At 42.0% G+C, this 19,990-nt stretch carries 19 protein-coding genes and 4 tRNA genes; 5 read left to right on the top strand and 18 right to left on the bottom strand.

The window, feature by feature from the left end; genetic code table 11:
- Positions 1-65: 65 nt before the first annotated feature.
- The 8 genes from BKH46_RS00260 to BKH46_RS00225 form a co-directional block, all read right to left on the bottom strand.
- Positions 66-1,379 (bottom strand): MFS transporter, encoded by a 1,314-nt coding sequence (locus BKH46_RS00260; RefSeq protein ID WP_095224817.1) that lies wholly within the window; start codon positions 1,377-1,379, stop codon positions 66-68.
- 281 nt (positions 1,380-1,660) lie between these two features.
- A complete protein-coding gene (locus tag BKH46_RS00255; protein ID WP_095224816.1) occupies positions 1,661-3,235 on the bottom strand; it encodes a Na+/H+ antiporter NhaC family protein in 1,575 nt (524 codons plus the stop codon).
- A 57-nt stretch (positions 3,236-3,292) separates the two neighbouring features.
- Positions 3,293-3,709, bottom strand: a complete 417-nt coding sequence (locus BKH46_RS00250; protein ID WP_095224815.1) for a DUF1090 domain-containing protein — start codon at positions 3,707-3,709, stop codon at positions 3,293-3,295.
- A gap of 86 nt (positions 3,710-3,795) precedes the next feature.
- Positions 3,796-4,182, bottom strand: coding sequence for a DUF1090 family protein (locus BKH46_RS00245; RefSeq protein WP_095224814.1), 387 nt, complete (start codon positions 4,180-4,182; stop codon positions 3,796-3,798).
- 372 nt (positions 4,183-4,554) lie between these two features.
- Positions 4,555-4,642: transfer RNA gene (locus BKH46_RS00240), tRNA-Ser, on the bottom strand.
- 32 nt (positions 4,643-4,674) lie between these two features.
- Positions 4,675-4,749: transfer RNA gene (locus BKH46_RS00235), tRNA-Cys, on the bottom strand.
- A 25-nt stretch (positions 4,750-4,774) separates the two neighbouring features.
- Positions 4,775-4,862, bottom strand: a tRNA-Leu gene (locus tag BKH46_RS00230).
- 101 nt (positions 4,863-4,963) lie between these two features.
- Positions 4,964-5,038, bottom strand: a tRNA-Gly gene (locus tag BKH46_RS00225).
- A 161-nt stretch (positions 5,039-5,199) separates the two neighbouring features.
- Here BKH46_RS00225 and BKH46_RS00220 point away from each other — a divergent pair.
- From BKH46_RS00220 to BKH46_RS00205, 4 genes are read left to right on the top strand one after another with little or no spacing between them, the layout of a single operon-like run.
- Positions 5,200-6,336, top strand: coding sequence for a succinyldiaminopimelate transaminase (locus BKH46_RS00220; RefSeq protein WP_095224813.1), 1,137 nt, complete (start codon positions 5,200-5,202; stop codon positions 6,334-6,336).
- Positions 6,336-7,670 carry a UDP-N-acetylmuramate--L-alanine ligase gene (gene murC, locus BKH46_RS00215; protein ID WP_095224812.1) on the top strand — a complete coding sequence of 445 codons (1,335 nt, stop codon included), beginning with the start codon at positions 6,336-6,338 and terminating at the stop codon, positions 7,668-7,670. Before BKH46_RS00220 ends, murC begins: the two co-directional genes overlap by 1 nt.
- Positions 7,670-8,080 (top strand): hypothetical protein, encoded by a 411-nt coding sequence (locus tag BKH46_RS00210; protein ID WP_095224811.1) that lies wholly within the window; start codon positions 7,670-7,672, stop codon positions 8,078-8,080. Before murC ends, BKH46_RS00210 begins: the two co-directional genes overlap by 1 nt.
- Entirely contained in the window at positions 8,080-10,323 is a 2,244-nt protein-coding gene (locus BKH46_RS00205; protein WP_095224810.1) for an endonuclease MutS2, read from the top strand. The genes BKH46_RS00210 and BKH46_RS00205 overlap by 1 nt, the downstream gene beginning before the upstream one ends.
- Before the next feature lie 67 nt (positions 10,324-10,390).
- On the opposite strand, the gene BKH46_RS09765 is transcribed toward BKH46_RS00205, so the two are convergent.
- A complete protein-coding gene (locus tag BKH46_RS09765; protein ID WP_095224809.1) occupies positions 10,391-11,683 on the bottom strand; it encodes a PAS domain-containing methyl-accepting chemotaxis protein in 1,293 nt (430 codons plus the stop codon).
- Between the two features lie 112 nt (positions 11,684-11,795).
- Here BKH46_RS09765 and BKH46_RS00195 point away from each other — a divergent pair, with 112 nt between their 5' ends.
- A complete protein-coding gene (locus BKH46_RS00195; RefSeq protein WP_095224808.1) occupies positions 11,796-12,260 on the top strand; it encodes a tRNA (cytidine(34)-2'-O)-methyltransferase in 465 nt (154 codons plus the stop codon).
- On the opposite strand, the gene nspC is transcribed toward BKH46_RS00195, so the two are convergent.
- From nspC to rpiB, 9 genes are all read right to left on the bottom strand, one after another.
- Positions 12,257-13,468 carry a carboxynorspermidine decarboxylase gene (gene nspC / locus BKH46_RS00190; protein ID WP_095225024.1) on the bottom strand — a complete coding sequence of 404 codons (1,212 nt, stop codon included), beginning with the start codon at positions 13,466-13,468 and terminating at the stop codon, positions 12,257-12,259. The genes BKH46_RS00195 and nspC overlap by 4 nt on opposite strands.
- Before the next feature lie 11 nt (positions 13,469-13,479).
- Positions 13,480-14,442, bottom strand: coding sequence for a chemotaxis protein (locus BKH46_RS00185; RefSeq protein WP_095224807.1), 963 nt, complete (start codon positions 14,440-14,442; stop codon positions 13,480-13,482).
- 151 nt (positions 14,443-14,593) lie between these two features.
- On the bottom strand, positions 14,594-15,475 hold the full coding sequence (locus BKH46_RS00180; RefSeq protein ID WP_253248258.1) for a radical SAM/SPASM domain-containing protein: 882 nt from the start codon (positions 15,473-15,475) through the stop codon (positions 14,594-14,596).
- The gene (gene ychF, locus BKH46_RS00175; protein WP_095224806.1) at positions 15,468-16,565 is read right to left on the bottom strand and encodes a redox-regulated ATPase YchF; all 1,098 of its coding nucleotides are present in this window, start codon (positions 16,563-16,565) and stop codon (positions 15,468-15,470) included. Before ychF ends, BKH46_RS00180 begins: the two co-directional genes overlap by 8 nt.
- A 1-nt stretch (position 16,566) precedes the next feature.
- Complete coding sequence (locus tag BKH46_RS00170) at positions 16,567-18,000, bottom strand: leucyl aminopeptidase (protein WP_095224805.1); 1,434 nt, start codon at positions 17,998-18,000, stop codon at positions 16,567-16,569.
- A complete protein-coding gene (locus tag BKH46_RS00165) occupies positions 17,987-18,628 on the bottom strand; it encodes a DedA family protein (RefSeq protein ID WP_095225022.1) in 642 nt (213 codons plus the stop codon). The genes BKH46_RS00170 and BKH46_RS00165 overlap by 14 nt, the downstream gene beginning before the upstream one ends.
- Positions 18,624-19,181 carry an adenine phosphoribosyltransferase gene (locus BKH46_RS00160; protein ID WP_172402520.1) on the bottom strand — a complete coding sequence of 186 codons (558 nt, stop codon included), beginning with the start codon at positions 19,179-19,181 and terminating at the stop codon, positions 18,624-18,626. The genes BKH46_RS00165 and BKH46_RS00160 overlap by 5 nt, the downstream gene beginning before the upstream one ends.
- 17 nt (positions 19,182-19,198) lie before the next feature.
- Positions 19,199-19,540: a hypothetical protein gene (locus BKH46_RS00155; protein ID WP_095225021.1), complete on the bottom strand. Its 342-nt coding sequence runs from the start codon at positions 19,538-19,540 to the stop codon at positions 19,199-19,201.
- 13 nt (positions 19,541-19,553) lie between these two features.
- On the bottom strand, positions 19,554-19,988 hold the full coding sequence (rpiB, locus tag BKH46_RS00150) for a ribose 5-phosphate isomerase B (RefSeq protein WP_095224803.1): 435 nt from the start codon (positions 19,986-19,988) through the stop codon (positions 19,554-19,556).
- Positions 19,989-19,990: the final 2 nt, after the last annotated feature.

Here is a 19,990-nt window from a genome sequence, read left to right as displayed (position 1 = left end):
TCAAATCCAAATCAAGACAGACCCCCTGCCCCCATCATCTCAATCCAAATGACAAAGGCAAATAGCTAAAGACTTGCTTTCTCCCCTTGAGTTCGCCTATGGTGTATGCCACCTTTTTTGAAAAGAGCCAAGGCAGCCAGCAAGCTACATAAGGCTGCTATACTCAGCCACACTCCGGGCATTGCATTATTACCACTCTCATGGATAAGATAGGTAGAAATAGCAGGAGTGAATCCACCAAAAATCGCTACAGCAATCGAATAAGACAGTGAAAATCCTAATGCACGCACCTCTCTAGGCATAATCTCAGAAAGCCCCACCACCATCGCACCATTATAGCTCCCAAAGATAAAACTAAACCATAGCTCTACAATCACAAGATTAGCAAAACTGATATGATGGGTCAGAAAATACATCGCAGGATAGGCTGTGATGAGGTTTAAAATCGTTATCGCAATCAAAATAGGCTTTCGCCCAATCCTATCGCTCAAAGCCCCTGCTACAGGGAGCCAAAAGAGATTACTCAGCCCGACAATCGCTGTAACAATAAAACTATCTAGGCGCGAAAGATGTAAGACTTTATTGGCAAAAGTAGGGGTATAGGCTGTGATAAAATAAAAAGTTACCGTAGTCATCATCACAAACAAACTACCTAAAATCATCACTTGCCAGTTTTGGACAATATTTACAAGCATTGCACTGAGCTTTTTGGGGGCTTGGTGGGCTCTGGCTCTAAACTCAGGGGTTTCTTCTAAAGTCCGCCTGATGATAAACAAAAAAGGCACCACCAAACAACCAAAAATAAAAGGCACCCTCCAGCCCCACACACTCACAATCTCATCTCCCAACCAATAATGCAAAGCAACTCCAAAAACTCCCGCTACAATCGTAGCCACCTGCTGGGAAGCACTCTGCCAACTGACATAAAAGCCCTTTTTGTCTGCGGGGGCAATCTCAGCCAAATAAACACTCGCCCCACCAAGCTCTGCCCCTGCACTAAAGCCTTGCAAAAGCCTCCCAATCACAACAATAATCGGTGCGAAAACTCCAATCTGTTCATATCCTGGGCAAACAGCTATTGTCAATGTGCCGATAGCCATCAGCGCAAGGGTCACTAAAAGCCCTTTGCGTCTGCCGTGCTTATCCATATACGCCCCAAGCACAATCGCCCCAATCGGACGCATCAAAAACCCCACTCCAAACGCCATAAAGCTCATCATAATCGAAGCAAATTGATTATCGGAGGGGAAAAATATCTGCGCGATAAAACTAGCATAAAATCCATACACAGCAAAATCATACATTTCCAAAAAATTGCCACTCGCAACCCTGAAAATCGACTTTGCGTCTTTCATAGCCCTGCTTTGAGTCTGACCCATAACGCTCTCCTAGTTTGTTTTGATAAATCTTTGATAAAACAATTTAAACTTTGATATGTTTTTACTTAAAGACTTCTAAAATGTAAACAAAAAAATACTTACTTTTACTAAATGCCACATTTCTATACAGACCTTAAGGGCTTGCTCTAGCTGGGTTTGAAGCGATAAATCCCCCCCCCCTCTTATCTTTTTAAAATCCAAAGACAAAAGGCACTCATCTAGTGCAAACTCCGCACAAAGAGCCAAAAACTAAAAGAACATAGACCCATCAAGCCAAGGGCTTAGCAAACTGTTGGAGAGGGGCTTGATGGAGGCAGATTTGATGGAGAGGGGGCAAAATAAATCTTATAAAAATAAAACAACCCCACCAATAACGCAATCCCCACGCCATAGCCCACCAAAAGCGAATCACTCAAACTCGCCACTCCAAAACTCACAAACGCACACAAAGCCGCAGTGGTCGCATAGGGGAGTTGCGTGATGAAATGACTCTGCACAGAGCACCCTGCCCCTGTAGCTGATAAAATCGTTGTATCCGAAATTGGCGAAGCGTGATCACCATACACAGCCCCAGCAAGCACAGCTGAAATCGAAAGGATCATATCTCCCCCTGAAGCGCCCACCACACTCACGCCAATAGGCAGCATGATAGCAAATGTCCCCCAGCTAGTCCCTGTGGCAAATGCGATAAATCCAGAAATCAAAAACAAAATCATCGGCATTGCCACCACAGCACCTTGGGATAAAAACTCCTTACTCAAGTGGGCTAGATACACCCCTGTTTGCATATCATCTCGTATCACAGGACCTATCGCCCAAGCCAAAATTAAAATCAAAATTGCTGGAAGCATACTTTTGATACCTTGGGTGATCATAGGTAAAAGCGAGCTAGGGGGCAAATATTTCCACGAAATCAAAACACTCAACACCAACGCAAACAACCCGCCATAAAAAAGCGAAAATGCTGTATCGGTGTTTTTGAGTATCACAAAAAGTGTGGCTTCCTTGCTTGCGTGATAACCTGTCCATAGAATCATTGAGCCAATAGAAACCATCAAAACTAGCACAGGAATAATGAGCAGCCATACCGAACTTGAGGGCTTCTTGAAATCTCCATCACGCAACAAATCGCTCACGCCCATATTGCGATATTTAGACATTGCAGGGAGATTGACCTGCCAATAGATTGTCAAAAACACCGCTAAAAGGGCAAACCACGCATAATAATTGCTCCATACACTCCCCATCAGCACAAACAGACCATCGCCCACAGAGGGCGGCACACTTGTCTGCATGATTCCTATGATATAAGCCCCCCAGCTTGAAATAGGCATTAAAATACACACAGGCGCTGAAGTCGAATCAATCACATAAGCAAGCCGCTCCCTTGTAGAGTGGTTAGCGTCATTGAGGGATTTGGAGATCTGACCCACGGTGAGGGCATTGAAATAATCATCAATAAAAATCACTATTCCAGCTAAAAAGGCTATGAATTCTGATCCTTGCGGGGTCTTGATTCGATGTCTTGCCCACTGCACAAAAGCATTGACTGCCCCAGAGTGCGAAATCACTTGAGTCAAAATCCCTAGTAAAATCAAAAATCCAAATACATAAACACTCCACCAGCTGATTGCAATATCCCAAGTGCCTGTATCGGTGGTTTTTAGGCTAAAAATAACCGAGGAAATTCTCTCATAAATATAAGCAAAAATCCCCCAAAAATGGTCATAATGCATCATCACCCCACCCAAGACGATACCAAAAAACAAAGAAAGCACTACTCTTTTGGTGATAAATACCAAAGCAATCACGCAAATAGGCACCAAAAGACTCAAAACAGAATTGGCATAATCCATACAATCCCTCTCATTATCAAAAAATTATACAATCATACCAAAATTTAAATCATCTACTTAAGGCTTAGGGCTTACTTTGTTGCCACTTGATAGATCTTGCTTTTCTTGATAATCCTTGCGATAAAATTCTAGTTCAGTTTGGAGCATTTTAAGCTTCATTTCTTGCTCTCTGACTTTATCTGTCTTGCCCTTGGCCTTGAGTGCTGTAATCTTGTCTTTGACTTCAGAGATTTTATGCTCTGTTTGGCTTATTTTTTCTTTACTTTTTGCAAGCATTTTTTGATCATCACAATGGTCTTGCACCTCTTTGAGTGCGTGTGAAAGCTCAGAGACTCTGTGCTTTTGTCCGTTTTTATTGGCGTGATCGATTTGGTTTTGGAGATCTTTAGCCTTAAAATCACAAATCGGACCTGCTAGCAACACACCTCCCAAAACACTCCCTAGCACAAAACCACAAGATAATATCTTTTTCATCAAAACTCCTAGTTGTAAAATATGATTACTAAAATATTAAAAAACCCTCGCATTGTAGGGAAAAAATCTTAAAAACAAGATTAAGTTTAAGGATTTTTGAGCAAATCTTTCATACGCAATAATTCTTGTTGTGCAGCGACAAACTGCATATTAGCGATCTTGACTTCGATTTGGGCTTGTCTGATTGCGTGGGGATCGCCTTGAGATTGGGCTTGAGAGAGATGGGCTTTTGCTTGTTTGTATTGATTTTGGGTGACTTCTATGTTGTGATGGATATCAGCTAAAATATCAGAATCCTTGCAATCTTTCTTAAAAGCTTCAAGCTTCTTGATGAGCTCTGCTGCCCTTTGTGTGTGTGCTTTGTTTTGTGCGTCTTGGATTTGGGTTTGCAAGTCTTTTATCTTAAAATCACAAATAGCCCCACCATACACAAAAGCCGCAAAAATCATCGGCACTATTAAAATTTTTTGCATTTTTCCTCCTTGTTTCCTCGCTCCCTCCCCAAAGCCCTCTTGTCCTCATAGCATACATAGCTTGGGCGATTGCTATAGGGGGTTTTGATAGGAGATTTTGACAAATTTTGATAAACAACAAATCATTAAGACAAGACAAAATAAGGCAAGATAAGATAAGACAAAGAGCGGGGGATAAAAGATAAAATATTCACAAAGCAATCAAAGAGGATAAAAAAGTGAGGGGGCATGGGAAAAATGGAGTATAGAAAAATAGAGTATGAAAGAAATGATTTTAAGGGATTGAAAAAAATAAATCATATGATTTGAGATTGGTTCAAGAGCTTGATTTAAGAGTTTGAAATTTAAGGGCTTGATTCAAGAAAAATAAGCTGGCCGGGAGAGAGGGATTCGAACCCCCGGAGGTGTGACCCTCAACGGTTTTCAAGACCGCCGCTTTCAACCACTCAGCCATCTCCCGAAATATCTCATTGGATTGTAGTGAATAAAATCTGGAGGCGACACTCGGATTCGAACCGAGGAATCAAGGCTTTGCAGGCCCATGCCTTACCACTTGGCTATGTCGCCCTCTTTAATGGGGGTCTATGATCCATGGTGCCCGGAGCCGGACTTGAACCGGCACGGAAGTAATATCCGAGGGATTTTAAGTCCCTTGTGTCTACCGGTTCCACCATCCGGGCATTGTATCACAAAGACATACATCAATCATTGACTCATTAAGTATTTCAAAAATAAAAATATTCTAAGAGAATTATTTATCTCAAAAAGAAAGTCAAAAGTATGGAGCGGGAAACGGGGGTCGAACCCGCGGCCCCAACCTTGGCAAGGTTGTGCTCTACCACTGAGCTATTCCCGCAAATATTTCAATCATCTAAGGGCGTAATTCTAGCAATCCTTTAGGAAAAAATCAAGACCCAAAGCAAAAATTCACAAAAATTTCTATACAATTACAAATAACATTATCCAAAGACAGCCTTGAGTCTAACTTAAAAAAAGAGAATTAAAGAGAGCAAAAAAGTGAATTTTCAGCCCTATCCATTTGAAAGACTAAAAAACCTCATTGCCCCCATCACCCCCAAAAAAGAGGGTTTGACCCTCACGATCGGTGAGCCACAATTCCCAACGCCCGCCACAATCCAAGACGCCCTCAAAAGCCACACAGATGAATTGCGCTATTACCCCAAAAGTATCGGTGAAGATTATCTTAAAAACGCTCAGATTGGCTTTGTCCAAAGCCGTTTTGGTATCAAGCTAGCTCCCAACGAACTACTCCCGACCTTTGGCACAAGAGAAGTGCTTTTCAACTTCCCGCAATTTTTGCTTTTTGATACCCCTAATCCCACTATCGCCCATCCCAATCCGTTTTATCAAATCTATGAGGGAGCTGCCAAGGCCTCTAGGGCTAAAAGCATTTATATGCACTTAGAAAAATCCAACGATTTCAAGCCAACTCTAAGCTTAGAACAAAGAAAGCAAGTGGATTTAGTCATCTTGAATTCGCCCAATAACCCAACAGGCGCTACTCTCACGCTAGAAGAGCTGCAAATTTGGGTGCGTTGGGCGCTTGAATATGACTTTGTCTTGCTCAATGATGAATGCTATAGTGATATCTACCAGACAACCCCACCCCACTCTATTTTAGAAGCTTCTTATGGGATTGGCAATCAAGATTTTAAAAACATCTTAGCCCTCAACTCCATCTCCAAGCGCTCCTCAGCCCCTGGCCTTAGAAGCGGCTTTATTGCAGGAGATTCTAAAATTTTAAAGAGCTATCAACAATACCGCACCTACCTTGGCTGTGCAATCCCTAATCCTATCCAAAGAGCGAGTGCGACTGCTTGGGAAGATCGCATTGAAAGTGAAAATATCCGAAAAAAATATGCTGCTAATCTCAAAATAGCCCAAGAAATATTCCCCGACACGCCCATTGCCCCATATACATTTTATCTATGGCTTTTTGTGGGTAAAGATATTGAGTTTACACAAAAACTCTATGAGCAAGAGGGGATTTTGGTGCTGCCAGGGAGTTTTTTAGGCAGAGATGGGGGAGGAGAGGGCTATGTCAGGATCGCACTTGTATATGAAGAGAGTGTCTTGAAGGAGGCTTTAAAATGCATTGCAAGTTTTCTTAATTCTTACCTAAAAGGCAAATAATGATTCTCAAAAAAGATATCGGCAAACTCAAAATCCATTTCATTGGTATCGGTGGGATCGGCATCTCAGGACTTGCCAAATATCTCAAAGCCCAAGGGGCTAAAATCAGTGGCTCTGATATCGCCCACAGCAACGCGACAAAGTATCTTAGCTCCATAGGTATCCCCATCAGCATTCCCCATACTCCAGCAGCAATCACTGACCAAGACCTCATCATACACTCTGCAATCATCAAGCCCGATAATATCGAGATCCAAGAGGGCAAAAAAAAAGAAATTTTAATTCTCTCCAGAAAAGAAGCATTGGAATTTATTTTATGCAACAAACGCGTTTTTAGTATCTGTGGCGCACACGGCAAAAGCACGACAAGCGCGATGTTGAGCGCTATTTTCCCACATTTTGGGGCAATCATTGGAGCAGATACCAAAGAATATGGCTCTAATGTCAGAGAAATCCAAAGTCAAAGCATTATTTTTGAAGCCGATGAATCAGATAAAAGCTTTTTGAATTCCAACCCCTATTATGCTGTGATCACCAACGCAGAGCCTGAACATATGGAAAGCTATGGGCATAATCTGGAAAATTTCTATGGTGCTTATCGTGAGTTTCTCCATATGGCCTCTAGGCGCTGTATCAATATCGAAGACCCATTTTTAGGCACATTTGAGCAAGAATCTTGCCGACTCAGCCCCTCTAAAGACATCAGCAATATCTCTTTTTACCTCAAAGATGATGAGCCTTATACACGTTTTAGCTTGAAAGATTTGGGTGAGTTTGAGGTATGGGGCTTTGGAGGGCATACAGCTATCAACGCTTCTTTAGCGATTTTAACAGCAATGAGTGAGCTCAGTATAGAAGAGATCAGAGAAAATTTGCTACACTTTAAAGGTATCAAAAAACGTTTTGATATCATACAAAAAGGTGATTTGACGATTATCGATGATTATGCCCATCACCCCACTGAAGTCAAAGCCACGCTCGAATCAGTCAAAATCTATGCCCAAGCCAAACAAAACCATAAAATCATTGCGATTTGGCAGCCACATAAATATTCAAGACTGCTCGATAATCTTGAGGGTTTCCAGCAATGCTTTACACAAGGCTATGATGAGCTGATTATCTTGCCTGTATGGAGGGCGGGGGAAGCTGAGATGGTGCTGGATATGGAAAAACTCTTTGGGCATTACCGCCCCATCTTTGCCCAAAGAATCCGAAAAAATGGCAATACCTTAGAATTGATCCATCAAGACAGAGTGATCCAAACAATTCAAAATGGTATCGCTATCGGACTTGGAGCAGGGGATATTACTTATCAATTAAGAGGAGAAAAATAATGCCCGCACTTTTAGCTATCTTTTTGGTGCTTGCCCTCACGCTCATACTTTTGTATTTTGTCTTGAGAGATTTTGGTATTATCACCACCAAGCAAAAAATTATCGCCCTTGTGGTTTTAATCGCATTTGGGGTCTTTGCCACTATCTATAGCTATTTTCAGAGCAAATCAGATAAAAACGATATGTTGCTCCAAACTGCCTTTTTGAGAGGGGAGTCATTGGAGTGTGGAGGGGTCATCATCAATAGAGAAAATTTCAACCTCGTAACAGGCACTTTGAGTCTTATAGGCAAAAAAAATGGTCCGATGAATAATATCATCATTTCCCTAGACACATGCAAAATCACGACCCAAGAAGTCGCACCCGAAGAGAGTTCTAGAAATCTCCAAGAAGAGCTGCAAAGAGATTAATGCAAGACAATCCCTCCTATCAAAGTCTTATTGACAAGCTCGATTTGAGTGCGTTTATCAGCTCTTTTGAGGGGTTTTTTGCACGCAAAAAACCGATTTGCCTAGAGGGCGATAGAGTGAGTTTAGGAGCGTTTATCAAAGAGCTAGACACATTAGTATTCACGCCCCCGCCCAAGCTCAAGGCCCTAGACACAGAGATATTACATCTCAAAAAATTTGGCGTCCTCAAACTCACAGAAATCTTTGAATTCATCAAACTAATCCGCTATTTTCTCTATCTAAAATCTCTCCAGCAAATCCCTGAAAACACACATCTCTACAAATATCTCCAAAATATCCAAATCCCCCAAGAGCTCAAAGATTTGAGTAAAAATTTTGAAAATGACGCGCAGATCAAAGCAGGGATTTATGAAGACTTTGACAGCTTACAACAATCCATATCAAGACAAAAAAGCCAGATTGCAAGGACAATGAGCGAGCTATTAAACGCCCCCAAGCTCGCTACATATCTCATCGATAAACAAATCCATTATATCAATGGCAATGAAGCATTATTGCTAAAAGCTGGGTTCAACCACGTCATCAAAGGGATTATTATCGCGCGCTCCCAAGGGGGCTTTTTCTATCTTTTACCCAATGAAATACATAGTATCCATCAAAAAATTGCTGCACTTGATGACAAACTGCAAGCTTGCGTTTATGAAATCTGCAAAAATATCTCCAAACTCTTAGGCAAGCATATTTTATTTTTAAAATATATCAATAAAGAATTTGATCGATTCGACCATCTCCAAGCAAGAGTCAAGTTTGCCCAGACTTATAACCTTGAATTCATCACCAACAAAGCCACAGACAAAGTCATCATACTCAAAGACTTCTCCCACCCCGCACTCTCACACCCAAAGCCCATCAGCATTGACTTTTCTTCTGCGCTATTGATGATCACAGGGGTCAATGCAGGGGGCAAAACAATGTTACTTAAATCGATTTTAAGCAGTGTCTTTCTCCATAAATACTTGCTCCCGATGAAAATCAATGCTGCTGCCTCTAAAATCCCGAACTTCAAAAACATATCCACCATCATTGCAGACCCCCAAAATAGCAAAAATGATATTTCAACCTTTGCAGGCAGAATGCTCCATTTTAGCCAAATCCTCAATCTCCCTGATTTACTCATTGGCATAGATGAAATCGAACTTGGCACAGATGCTGATGAAGCTAGCAGCCTTTATAAGGTGCTTTTAGAGGTCTTGCTAGATAAAGAAGCTAAAATCATCGTGACCACCCACCACAAACGTCTATCAAGCTTGATGGCACAAGACTCAAGGATTCAAATGTGCGCAGCTATCTTTGATGCAGACAGACAAATGCCTACTTATGAATTCCTCCAAGGCAGTATCGGCAAAAGCTATGCGTTTGAAACTGCTAAACGATATGGAATCCCTGAAAATCTCATCGCAAAAGCCAAGCTAGTTTATGGACAAGATAAAGAAAAACTCAATACCTTGATAGAAAAATCTGCACAACTTGAAATTTCTCTGAAGCAAAAAGCCCACGAACTAGAAACACAAATCGCCCAATATGAACGAAAAAAAATCGAACAACAAGAGCTCATCACAGCACTCAAAGCCGATTACACAAAAGAAAAATCACAACTCCAAAATACCTACCAAAAAGCCCTCGATGCACTCAAAGCTGTTATCAAAGACAAAGAAATCAGCAGCTTGCATAAAGGTATCAATAACGCCAATAAAATCCTATCTTCTCTCAAAAAACAAAGCGAACTCCAAGCACACGCCCAAAAGACCCAAAAAGAAATCAACATTGGCAATCGGGTCAAATACGGCTCTGCAAAGGGCGTAGTCATCGGTAAAAATGGAGATTCATGCCTTTTAGAGCTCGATGGAGGTATCAAACTCAAAATCAATGCAAAAGAACTCAAAGTCATCGCAAACACCAAGCTCCAAGCCCCAACAAAACTCCACTACTCTCCCCCCACAAAAGCTAACATCAGCCTAGACCTACACGGATTACGCGCACAAGAAGCCATCGAACAATTGGATAAATTCCTCTCAGATGCACTCATAGCAGGCTTTGATGAAGTGATTGTCTATCACGGAATCGGCACAGGCAAGCTTTCTTTTGCAATCAAAGAATTCCTCTCCACACACCCAAAAGTCCTCTCATTTTGCGACGCACCCCCGCAAATGGGAGGTTTTGGCACTAAAATCATCAAGCTTTGATGGATTGATGGCTTGATAAATTGATAGACCAATAAACTGATGGGTTGTTTGCTAGGATTTGCTGGGATTATTTGTCTAAAATTGCGTGGGCAACTTTTGAAGAGCTTTCTCTGATTTTTTCCATAAAATCCTTAGCTTCATTAGCAAGCGCTACACTGCTATCTACTTCATCAAGACTAATGCGTATGCCCTCGACAACTTGCGAGGTCGTATCCCGCATTGAATTGATTGTCGTAGTGATCTCAGTGATAGAGTGTGCTGTCCTCTCTGCGAGCTTACGCACTTCATCAGCCACGACCGCAAAGCCCCTGCCGTGCTCCCCTGCCCTAGCTGCTTCAATGGCTGCATTGAGCGCTAAAAGATTTGTCTGATCGGCAATATCTTTGATAGTCTGAATCACTGAAGTGATCTCGCCTGATTGCACATCTAATGAAGCAATGAGATTGGAGCTTGCTTGCATTGCTTCTGAAATATGCCTGATATTGTTTGCTGTCTTTTCGATAATCCCTGCCCCACTTTTAGTGAGTGTGTCATTTTCTAGCACCAACCCAGAAGCTAGCTGTTCATTGGCCTTATCCCGATCGACTTGAGCGGTAATATCAATGGCAAATTTAACGATTTTATAGACCTTGCCCTCAAGGTCAAAAATTGGATTGTAGTTTGCGTGCAAATAAATCTGCTTGCCACTTTTTGAAAGACGCACAAACTCCCCAGATTGAAACGCCCCTGCTCGAAGCTGCTCCCAAAATCTCGTATATTCTAAAGAATCTGTAAAGGACTTTTCACACAGCATACTATGGTTTTTGCCCACCAACTCATCTAAGCTATAGCCCACTACTTTTAAAAACATATCATTAGCGTGCAAAATCTTGCCACTGGGATCAAACTCAATCGTAGCCATAGAGCGATTGGCTGCCTTCAAAACACTCTCTAAGTCATTTTTAAACTGCACATCTTTTGTCACATCTGCAACAAACTTCATCAAACAATAAGGCTTGCCATCACAATCAGTGACTAAATTATAGCTTGCCTCCAGCCATACTTCCTGACCTGATTTGGTGTATCTTTTGCAAACACCTGATTTGTGCGTGCCATCTTTGAGCTTCTCCCAGAAGTGTTTATAATCGACAGAGCCCACAAACTTAGGGTCACAAAATATACTATGGTGTTTGCCTACAATCTCATCTAAGCTATAGCCCATCAAATGCAAAAAGTTTTCATTTGCAGTGATGATATTCCCATCAAGATTCAATTCAATACTTGCCCTGCAACGATTTAGAGCCCTTAAAATGTCGTCCATTTTTTGCATTTTTTCTCTGAGCTCTGAGATTTCAAGTGTATTTTTTTGCGTAAAAAACATTATCCCTCCTTGAGATTGAATTTTCAAATCATTTCAGATCACCAAACAACGCGCATAAATGCACGGATTCTATCAAAAAATGGATAAAATACATTTAAAAATAAGGGCTGTTATGATAAATATCGTGCTGATACAACCACGAATCCCCCAAAACACTGGCAATATCGGTAGGCTTTGTGTGGGCGCAAAGGCAAGACTCCATCTGATCTATCCCCTAGGCTTTTGTGTCGATGATAAATCTCTCAAACGCGCAGGGCTAGATTATTGGCAACATCTTGATTGGTATCAGTGGGAGAATATTGAGCATTTTTGGAGCGCACACCCCATCAACTCGCAGCACTTTTTCTTCAGCACCAAAGCAAGCAAGCTCTATTATGACGCCCATTTTGCTGATGAGTGTTTTTTATATTTTGGCAGAGAAGACGCAGGGATTGCTCCAGAGATTCTAGCACAGCACAGCGCACAAACCTTTAAAATCCCTATGACACAAGGCACACGGAGTATCAACCTCGCTACAGCCGTAGGAGCAGTGCTCTATGAAGCCATCAGACAGACCAAAATCTACCTAGACTTTTAATTGCGATTTTTATAGTCGCTATAATCAAAGCTTTTTAAAAGCTTGAATTTTTTATCTGCAATCACACCCAAACTCGGCAGAGGAACGCCATTGAAGGTATTATTTTTGACAATCGTATAATGCATCATATCTTCAAACAAAATCCTATCGCCCACATTTAAAGGACTCTCAAAGCTATAATCCCCAATCACATCACCTGCTAAGCAAGTAGGCCCTCCAAAGCGATAGCGATATTTCCCCACTCCTATGCCCTCATCTGATTGGATTTGTATGCCCTCAGCATTGAGTGAGAGCTTTTTGACTTGAGGGCGATAGGGCATTTCAAGGCAATCGGGCATATGTGCACTCGCACTGACATCTAAAATAGCAATAGGGATTTCGTTCCAGATAATATCAAGCACTTCCCCAATCAAAAAGCCACACTGCCAGCCCACTGCCTCACCGGGCTCTAAAAAAACCTCTGCCCCTTGATACCTTGCCCTAAACTCTTTGATAATCCCCACCAATCTCTCCACATCATAATCAGCCCTTGTGATGTGATGTCCCCCACCGAAGTTGAACCACTCCATCGCAGACATATACGGGGCAAAATGCTTTTGGAAATGCACCAAAGTCCGCTCGAGTGCATCAGAATTTTGCTCACAATGTGTATGGAAGTGCAGCCCTGTAATCCCCTCTAAACCAAACTCTCTCACCCCTTTTTCAAACTCTGAGGGCACAATCCCCAAACGACTCCCTGATATGCAAGGATTATAAATCGGAGGCTGCACCTCGCTATAAAGTGGATTTACGCGCAATCCCACTTTGATTGGTGATAGCCCTAGGGATTGGAGCTGTTTGTTTTTAGCCATGATTTTAGGCTTGAATTTCTGCCATTGCCCAAAGGAATTGAAAATAATATGCGTAGCCACAGGCAAAATCTGCTCCATTTCAGCACTCTTGTATGCGGGGCTGAATACACAAATCTCCTTATCACTCTCTCGCCCACCGAGTTCTTCAAAAGCAAGCACAGCCTCATACACACCACTCGCACAGCTCCCTGCTAGATATTCTCTAATCAGCTCAAAACTTCTCCAAAACGCATACCCTTTGAGTGCGAGCAAAATCTTTGCCCCACTTTGGACTTGCACTTGGCGCATGATTTCTAAATTAGCCTTTAGCTTATCTTCTTCAAGGACATAGCAAGGTGAGGGGATTTCAAATAACATCATATGACTCTTTAATCGTGGATAATGAATTGCTTGATGGCTCTTTCTATCTCAATGGGATTGGACTTAGAGATAAAATCATCAGCGTGCAACGATCGCGCCATACTTTCATTGCTACTCCCGCTCATAGAAGAATTGACTACAATAGGGATATGCGCAGTAACAGGATTATTTTTGACTTGCTTGATGACTTCAAATCCACTTGCTTCGGGCATTTCTAAATCTGTGATAATCATTCCGATATTTTCAATCTCTGTGCTAGGGGCAAATAAATATTCTAAAAGCCTTTGTCCATTGATAAAATCGTGGTGTGTTACTCCAAGTTTATCTAAAATAATCTGCATTGTTTTGAGCACGCTTGGGCTATCATCAGCGAGCAAAATACTTTTATTTGTCTTGACTTGCTTGACTTCTTTGAGCTCTGCTTGCTTTTCTTCTTCTATCCAAGGGAAAACATCTACAAGCATTTTTTCAATATCTACCACCTGCACAAGCCTCCCATCAAAATATCGCGTGCGGCTCACAAGCTTGCTATTCCCACCACTCCCGCCAATCCCTGCACTCTGCTCCATCTCTGTCCATTTTTTGTTTAAAATCCTATCGGCCTCATAAATCCTCACACCAATTGTCCAACGCGAAAATTCACAAATCATAATAATATCATCTTCATCTGCTTGGCGCTGGATTCTATAAGGTCTTAAATCTTTATCTTTGTTTTTGCCATCATAATAAAACCATTTTTTCATATCAATCAAAGGGATCGTAAGCTCCCTGATGGTAATAAGCCCCTCAATCAAAGAGCTATTTTCGTGGCTGATAATAGTCAGTGCGCCTTGATATTTGACCACTTCTCGGATTTTGAATACATTGACAGCATACAAATCTTTATCTTTCTCAAGGCGAAAACACAGCAACTGCAACTCATTGTTTTTATGCAAACTTGTGATTTGATCTACTTGGGTGAGATTTGACATTTTCTAAGCCCTTTTATTTTCTAGCCCCTTTTATAAGAGCAATCAAGCTATTGTGTGTATCATAGCATAGTTTTATTTCAAAAGTCTTTAGCCCAAGCCTTTAGCCCCCCCTCCCATCAGCCTACTCATCTGTATCCCCCCCCCTTTTTTTCTATGAGCCCCTTTTAGCTGGATAAAGGCAATGGCGACAAAGCTCCTCGCAAGCCTCCCCGCGCATAAACCCCTCTTGAATCCTTAATGCCCTCGGACTTTCTAGGACTTCTGTGAGTGCTTGTGTGTATAGATTGCCAAGTGCAAGCTTGCCCTCTGCGTCCATACAACAAGGCACAATTGTCCCATCAGCAAGAATTGCTACTTGAGAAATCAGCCCGTGGCAGTATTTTTCTGTCTTTATAGCACTTTGGGGAGAGATTTTGGGCCATTGAAAAGTCTGCGTGATATTCAAAAAGACCTTTTTGCCTAAGCGAAAACGCCCCTTGCTCCCATCACCACTCCCATCACCACTTCCATCACTATCATTCCCACTATCTTTGACCCCAAAATATTCAAGGATAGATTTTTTCACACCAGAAAGCCTTGCCATCGTGCTATCTTGGATTCTAAGATTGATAAAATTTGCTGTATCTTTAGCCAACTTATAGCGGCAAAATTCAAAAATAGTTTCTAGGTAGTTTTCCAAAGGAGGATTGGCTGGATCAAACCCTGCGTTTAAAGAGATAGAAATCTGTGCGATAGGGGGAGAGAGCAATCGATCAAAAGAGTGGGATAAGAGATAAAACCCGCTAGTCACCAAATCAACTTTTAAGCCATAGTGTTGCGCGATATCTAAATAATCACTGAGATTTTTTGCCCTACACGGATCGCCCAAGACATGCAAAGCAATGCGATCACACAATCTCTTACTTTGCACACAAGCCTTTTCAAACAAAGCTAAAGGCATACTTTTACGGACATTTTTTGCACTCGGACAAAAGCTACAAGCAAGACCACAGACATCACTGATTTCGATATAAATCTTTTTGAACCTAGACATTGAATCTAAAATGCATCACATCGCCATCTTGCACCACATAATCCCTGCCCTCCACTCTTAGGGCTCCTGCTTCTTTTGCCTTGGCTTCTCCACCATATTGGATAAAATCATCATAAGAAATCGTTTCTGCACGGATAAAGCCTTTTTCAAAGTCTTTATGGATCACACCAGCAGCTACAGGGGCTTTATCCCCTTGATGGATCGTCCAAGAGCGCACCTCTTTGACCCCTGCGGTAAAATAACTAATCAAACCGAGTTTGGCAAAGCCCGTGCGGATAATCTGCTCCAAGCCACTCTCCTCACAACCCAAGCTTTTTAAAAACTCTTTGCGTTCTGCCTCGTCCATATCCACCATTTCTTCTTCGAGTTTTGAACAAATCACGATCGCTTCAGCTCCATGGCTATGCGCATACTCAAACACCTGCTTGGAATATGCGTTTCCATTGATTGCATTTTCTTCGACATTAGCACCAAAAATCACTGCTTTATTACTCAAAAATCGCAATTCTTTATTCAAAACCTCAAATGCCTCACTATCCTTGCCCCCAAAGCTCCTTACTGGCAAAAGATTCTCTAAATGTGCCAACAAGGCATGTGCGCACTCTAGGGAATTTTTAGCTTCTTTGTCTGTTTTGGCTTGTTTTTGGAGTCTTTCAATGCGTTTATTGAGCGTTTGGATATCAGCAAGCAAAAGTTCAAGCTCGATAATCTCAATATCACCAATCGGGTCAATCCTCCCCTCAACATGCGTGATATTGCCATCTTCAAAACACCGCACCATATGCAAAATCGCATCACATTCTTTGATATTTGCCAAAAACTGATTCCCCAGCCCCTCGCCCTTGCTCGCACCCCGCACAAGCCCAGCAATATCAACAAACTCAACAACAGAGTGCAAGACTCTCTCTGGATTGACAATCTTAGCCAACGCTAAAAGTCGCTTGTCAGGGACATTGACCACAGCTCTATTGGGCTCAATGGTGCAAAAGGGATAGTTAGCTGATTGCGCGTTTTGGGCTTTTGTGAGTGCGTTGAAAGTGCTAGATTTTCCCACATTTGGCAGCCCTATAATCCCAATAGAAAGCCCCATATCAGCCCCTTTTTGCTACATCAAGGACAAACTCCACGCCTGCACGCACGCCTGCTCCTGAAGCCCCAAAGGCATTGATATCCCACTCTTTTTCTACATACGCAGGGCCAGCAATATCAATATGCAGCCACTTGTCTTTGTATTGCGGGCGGATAAATTCGCTCAAAAACATTCCCGCAGTGATTGCCCCTCCATATCGAGAAGAAGCCACATTGCAAACATCGGCAATTTTAGACTCAATCAATTTAGCCAAATGGCGATTGAAAGGTAATCGCGCCATCAATTCACCCGATTGCAAAGCTAGGGCTTCAAACCTGCTTTTGAGCGCTTCATTATGCCCCATGATACCACTAGTATATTCACCCAAGCCAAGCACACACGCCCCTGTGAGCGTAGCAAAGTCAATCAAATAATCAGGCTCCAAATCTTGCGCATAGCTCAAGCAATCAGCCAATACCAATCGCCCCTCTGCGTCGGTGTTGCGGACTTCAATGCTCTTGCCCTCGCGTGCAAAAAGCACATCATCAGGTTTATAAGCATTCCCTCCAATCATATTTTCAGTAGCCCCTATAATGGCGTGGATCTCAGCTTCAACTCCGATTTTTGCGCAAATATCTATAATCGCCAAAACAGCACAACCTCCACTTTTATCAGCCTTCATCGTAACCATATAATCAGCTGGCTTCAAGCTCAAGCCCCCGCTATCATAAGTAAGCCCCTTGCCTACAAGCACGATTTTTGCCTTTGATTTTTGGGGCTTATAGCTCAAATGGATCAGTCGTGGTGGGTGGCTTGAAGCGCGATTGACAGCCAAAAAGGCAAGCATTTTTTCTTTTTTGAGGAATTTTTCATCACCGATTTTGCACTCTAAATGATTATTTGTAGCGATTTTTTGAGCCAAATCAGCCAAAAATACCGGCGTGGCGTATTCTGGGGGTGTGTTGATAGTATCGCGTGCTAAATTTACCCCACTAGCAATCACTTCAACCATATCCAATATCTTACCCAAAGGTGCAATCGGTGCTTTATCAAAGCTTTCATGGGCAATAAAAATCTCGTTGAGTGCTGCAGGATTGGGCTTGGTCTTGTATTGATAGAATTCATAATCCCCCAACAATAGACCTAAAAACATTGCCTTATTCATCTCTCCATCGCCATAGATACCGATTTTAGCATTTTTAAAAGGTGTTTTTTTGATATAACGCACCACTTGCGCACTCACTTCACGCATCATATCGGCATTATAAGGACTGATACCTGCATAAAGTGTTTTATTCTGCTGGTCTAAAAACAGCCCCTCGCCTTTGTAGTCAAATTCTTTGAGTGTCTTGAGCTCTATCCAAGGGTGTTTGAGATTTTTGTCTATGACAAACACAATGGATAATTCTGCCTTGGTCTGTGCAAAATCTGTCTTTTTCAAACTAATTTTTAACATCGTTTTTTCCTTCCTTCACTTCTAATTGAGATTGTATTTTTTGAATTTTTTTATCAATTTTTTTTGTATGGGACTTGAAATACCAAACCACAAACCCCAAAAAGCCCACTAATAAAATCACAAAAATATAAGGGTGGTGTTTGAGCCAGCCCAAAAGATGTAAAATCTGATCGCCCAAAAACCACGCCAAAAGAATTGTAATCGCTGCCCAAACCCAAGCACTGATGAGATTGATGATAGCAAATTTGAGCGCACTATAGCGCGTGAGCCCTATGCTAATGGGAATAATCGTGCGCATTCCATACATATATCTTTGGATAAAAATAATGGGCCAGCCGTATTTTTGCAGCAATAAATGCGCTAAAGCAAGCTTGCGCCTTTGCTTGCTTAAATGCCTTTGGATATAGCCTTTGTTGAACCTACCGATATAAAAATAAATCTGATCGCCCACAAACCCCCCTAAGCCCGCTACAAACACAGCCAAAAACACATTCATATGCCCCGTATGCGCTGCGATACCAGCAAATATCAAACCCAGCTCGCCCTCTAAAATACTCCAACAAAACAAAATCAAATAGCCCCAATCAGCTACATAAGTATCCCAAAGATTGATAATATACCCCTCAATGCCCATTGCCAACCCCTACATCTAATATCGTAAAGACTCCAACAAATTCTCTCAATCTCTCTGCCCCGCCAGCTTGAGGGATATCAAGCAAAAAGCAAGCCTCTACGCAACGCCCTCCCACGCGTTCAATCAACTTCAAAGCCGCTTGAGCCGTCCCTCCAGTAGCAATCAGATCATCAATGAGTATCACTTGAGCATTAGGGATCTCTCTAAAAGCGTCTGTGTGTATCTCGATTGTATCAAAACCATATTCAAGGCTGTAAGATTCTTTTGCAGTGCTAAAAGGTAGCTTGCCTTTTTTTCTGATAGGGACAAAGCCCACGCCAAGCGCATACGCAAGTGCTGCTCCAAAGATAAACCCTCGGGATTCAATCCCAACGATAAAATCGATTTGCATACGATTGTATCGCTCCTTGAGTGCCTCTATCAAGGCAGCAAACAACGCCCCATCATTGATCAATGTTGTGATGTCTTTGAATAAAATCCCCGATTTAGGATAATCAGGTATCTCTCGAATCGCAGAATTCAAATCTTTTTTGAGTTTTTCAGAAATTGAGTGCATATTTTTCCTTATAGCAGAGCTTCGATTTTTTGTTCTAAGTCTTTGATTCTGCTTTTGTATTTGTCTGTTTCAATGCGATATTGTGAATTTCTTTGCTTGAGCGTTTTGACCTCATTTTTGAGTGCGTTCATCTCTTGGGTGAGAATATCGATATTCCCCAAAGCCCTCTGGAGCTGTAGCTGGTGCTTTTGGATCAAAATCTCGGCTTCTTGGAGAGTGAGTTTCATTGAAGCTGCGTTGCGCTCTTCTTTTTCAGCAATGGATTTGTAAAAAAATGTTTTGATAATCATATAAAGCACAAATAGCACAAAAACCGTTGCTAAAAACCACTCTATCGCCGCATTGACCATCATACAACTCCCATCAATCAAAGGCTTCTATTTTTGAGATCCTGCCCATATGCCTGCCCCCTTCAAAATCTGTCTGGACAAATGCCTCCAAAATCGATTCCACCTCACCAAGCCCACTGATCCGTTCTGCTAAACAAAGCACATTAGCATTATTATGCAAACGAGCCATTTTTGCCATATATGCATCCAAGCATAAAGCAGCCCGAATCCCAACAAAACGATTGGCCGCAATACTCATACCAATCCCTGAACCACAGATAAGCACACCTCTAGTATCTTGTGTATTCAAGATTTCTCGGCAGACCTTTTGGGCAAAATCAGGATAATCCACCCTTTGGGGAGTCTTTGGCGCGAGGTCAAGCACTGCAAACCCCCTAGAGTGCAAATATTCCTTTACAAAATCTCTTAAAACAAGCCCTGCGTGATCAGTCCCTAAAACATAACGCATTG

Source organism: Helicobacter sp. 12S02634-8 (assembly GCF_002272865.1).
In the GTDB taxonomy this organism is placed as follows: Bacteria; Campylobacterota; Campylobacteria; order Campylobacterales; family Helicobacteraceae; genus Helicobacter_J.
The sequence above is the reverse complement of the archived record's forward strand: the minus strand, read 5'-3'. Positions and strand labels throughout refer to the sequence as shown.

Coding starts and splice junctions, on each gene's coding strand:
- BKH46_RS00170 (WP_095224805.1), bottom strand. CDS start 18,000: ATGTTAAAAATTAGTTTGAAAAAGACAGATTTTGCACAGACCAAGGCA.
- BKH46_RS00185 (WP_095224807.1), bottom strand. CDS start 14,442: ATGTCAAATCTCACCCAAGTAGATCAAATCACAAGTTTGCATAAAAAC.
- rpiB (WP_095224803.1), bottom strand. CDS start 19,988: ATGCGTTATGTTTTAGGGACTGATCACGCAGGGCTTGTTTTAAGAGAT.
- murC (WP_095224812.1), top strand. CDS start 6,336: ATGATTCTCAAAAAAGATATCGGCAAACTCAAAATCCATTTCATTGGT.
- ychF (WP_095224806.1), bottom strand. CDS start 16,565: ATGGGGCTTTCTATTGGGATTATAGGGCTGCCAAATGTGGGAAAATCT.
- BKH46_RS00255 (WP_095224816.1), bottom strand. CDS start 3,235: ATGGATTATGCCAATTCTGTTTTGAGTCTTTTGGTGCCTATTTGCGTG.
- BKH46_RS00155 (WP_095225021.1), bottom strand. CDS start 19,540: ATGGTCAATGCGGCGATAGAGTGGTTTTTAGCAACGGTTTTTGTGCTA.
- BKH46_RS00260 (WP_095224817.1), bottom strand. CDS start 1,379: ATGGGTCAGACTCAAAGCAGGGCTATGAAAGACGCAAAGTCGATTTTC.
- BKH46_RS00205 (WP_095224810.1), top strand. CDS start 8,080: ATGCAAGACAATCCCTCCTATCAAAGTCTTATTGACAAGCTCGATTTG.
- BKH46_RS00245 (WP_095224814.1), bottom strand. CDS start 4,182: ATGCAAAAAATTTTAATAGTGCCGATGATTTTTGCGGCTTTTGTGTAT.
- BKH46_RS00250 (WP_095224815.1), bottom strand. CDS start 3,709: ATGAAAAAGATATTATCTTGTGGTTTTGTGCTAGGGAGTGTTTTGGGA.
- BKH46_RS00180 (WP_253248258.1), bottom strand. CDS start 15,475: ATGTCTAGGTTCAAAAAGATTTATATCGAAATCAGTGATGTCTGTGGT.
- BKH46_RS00195 (WP_095224808.1), top strand. CDS start 11,796: ATGATAAATATCGTGCTGATACAACCACGAATCCCCCAAAACACTGGC.
- BKH46_RS09765 (WP_095224809.1), bottom strand. CDS start 11,683: ATGTTTTTTACGCAAAAAAATACACTTGAAATCTCAGAGCTCAGAGAA.
- BKH46_RS00210 (WP_095224811.1), top strand. CDS start 7,670: ATGCCCGCACTTTTAGCTATCTTTTTGGTGCTTGCCCTCACGCTCATA.
- nspC (WP_095225024.1), bottom strand. CDS start 13,468: ATGTTATTTGAAATCCCCTCACCTTGCTATGTCCTTGAAGAAGATAAG.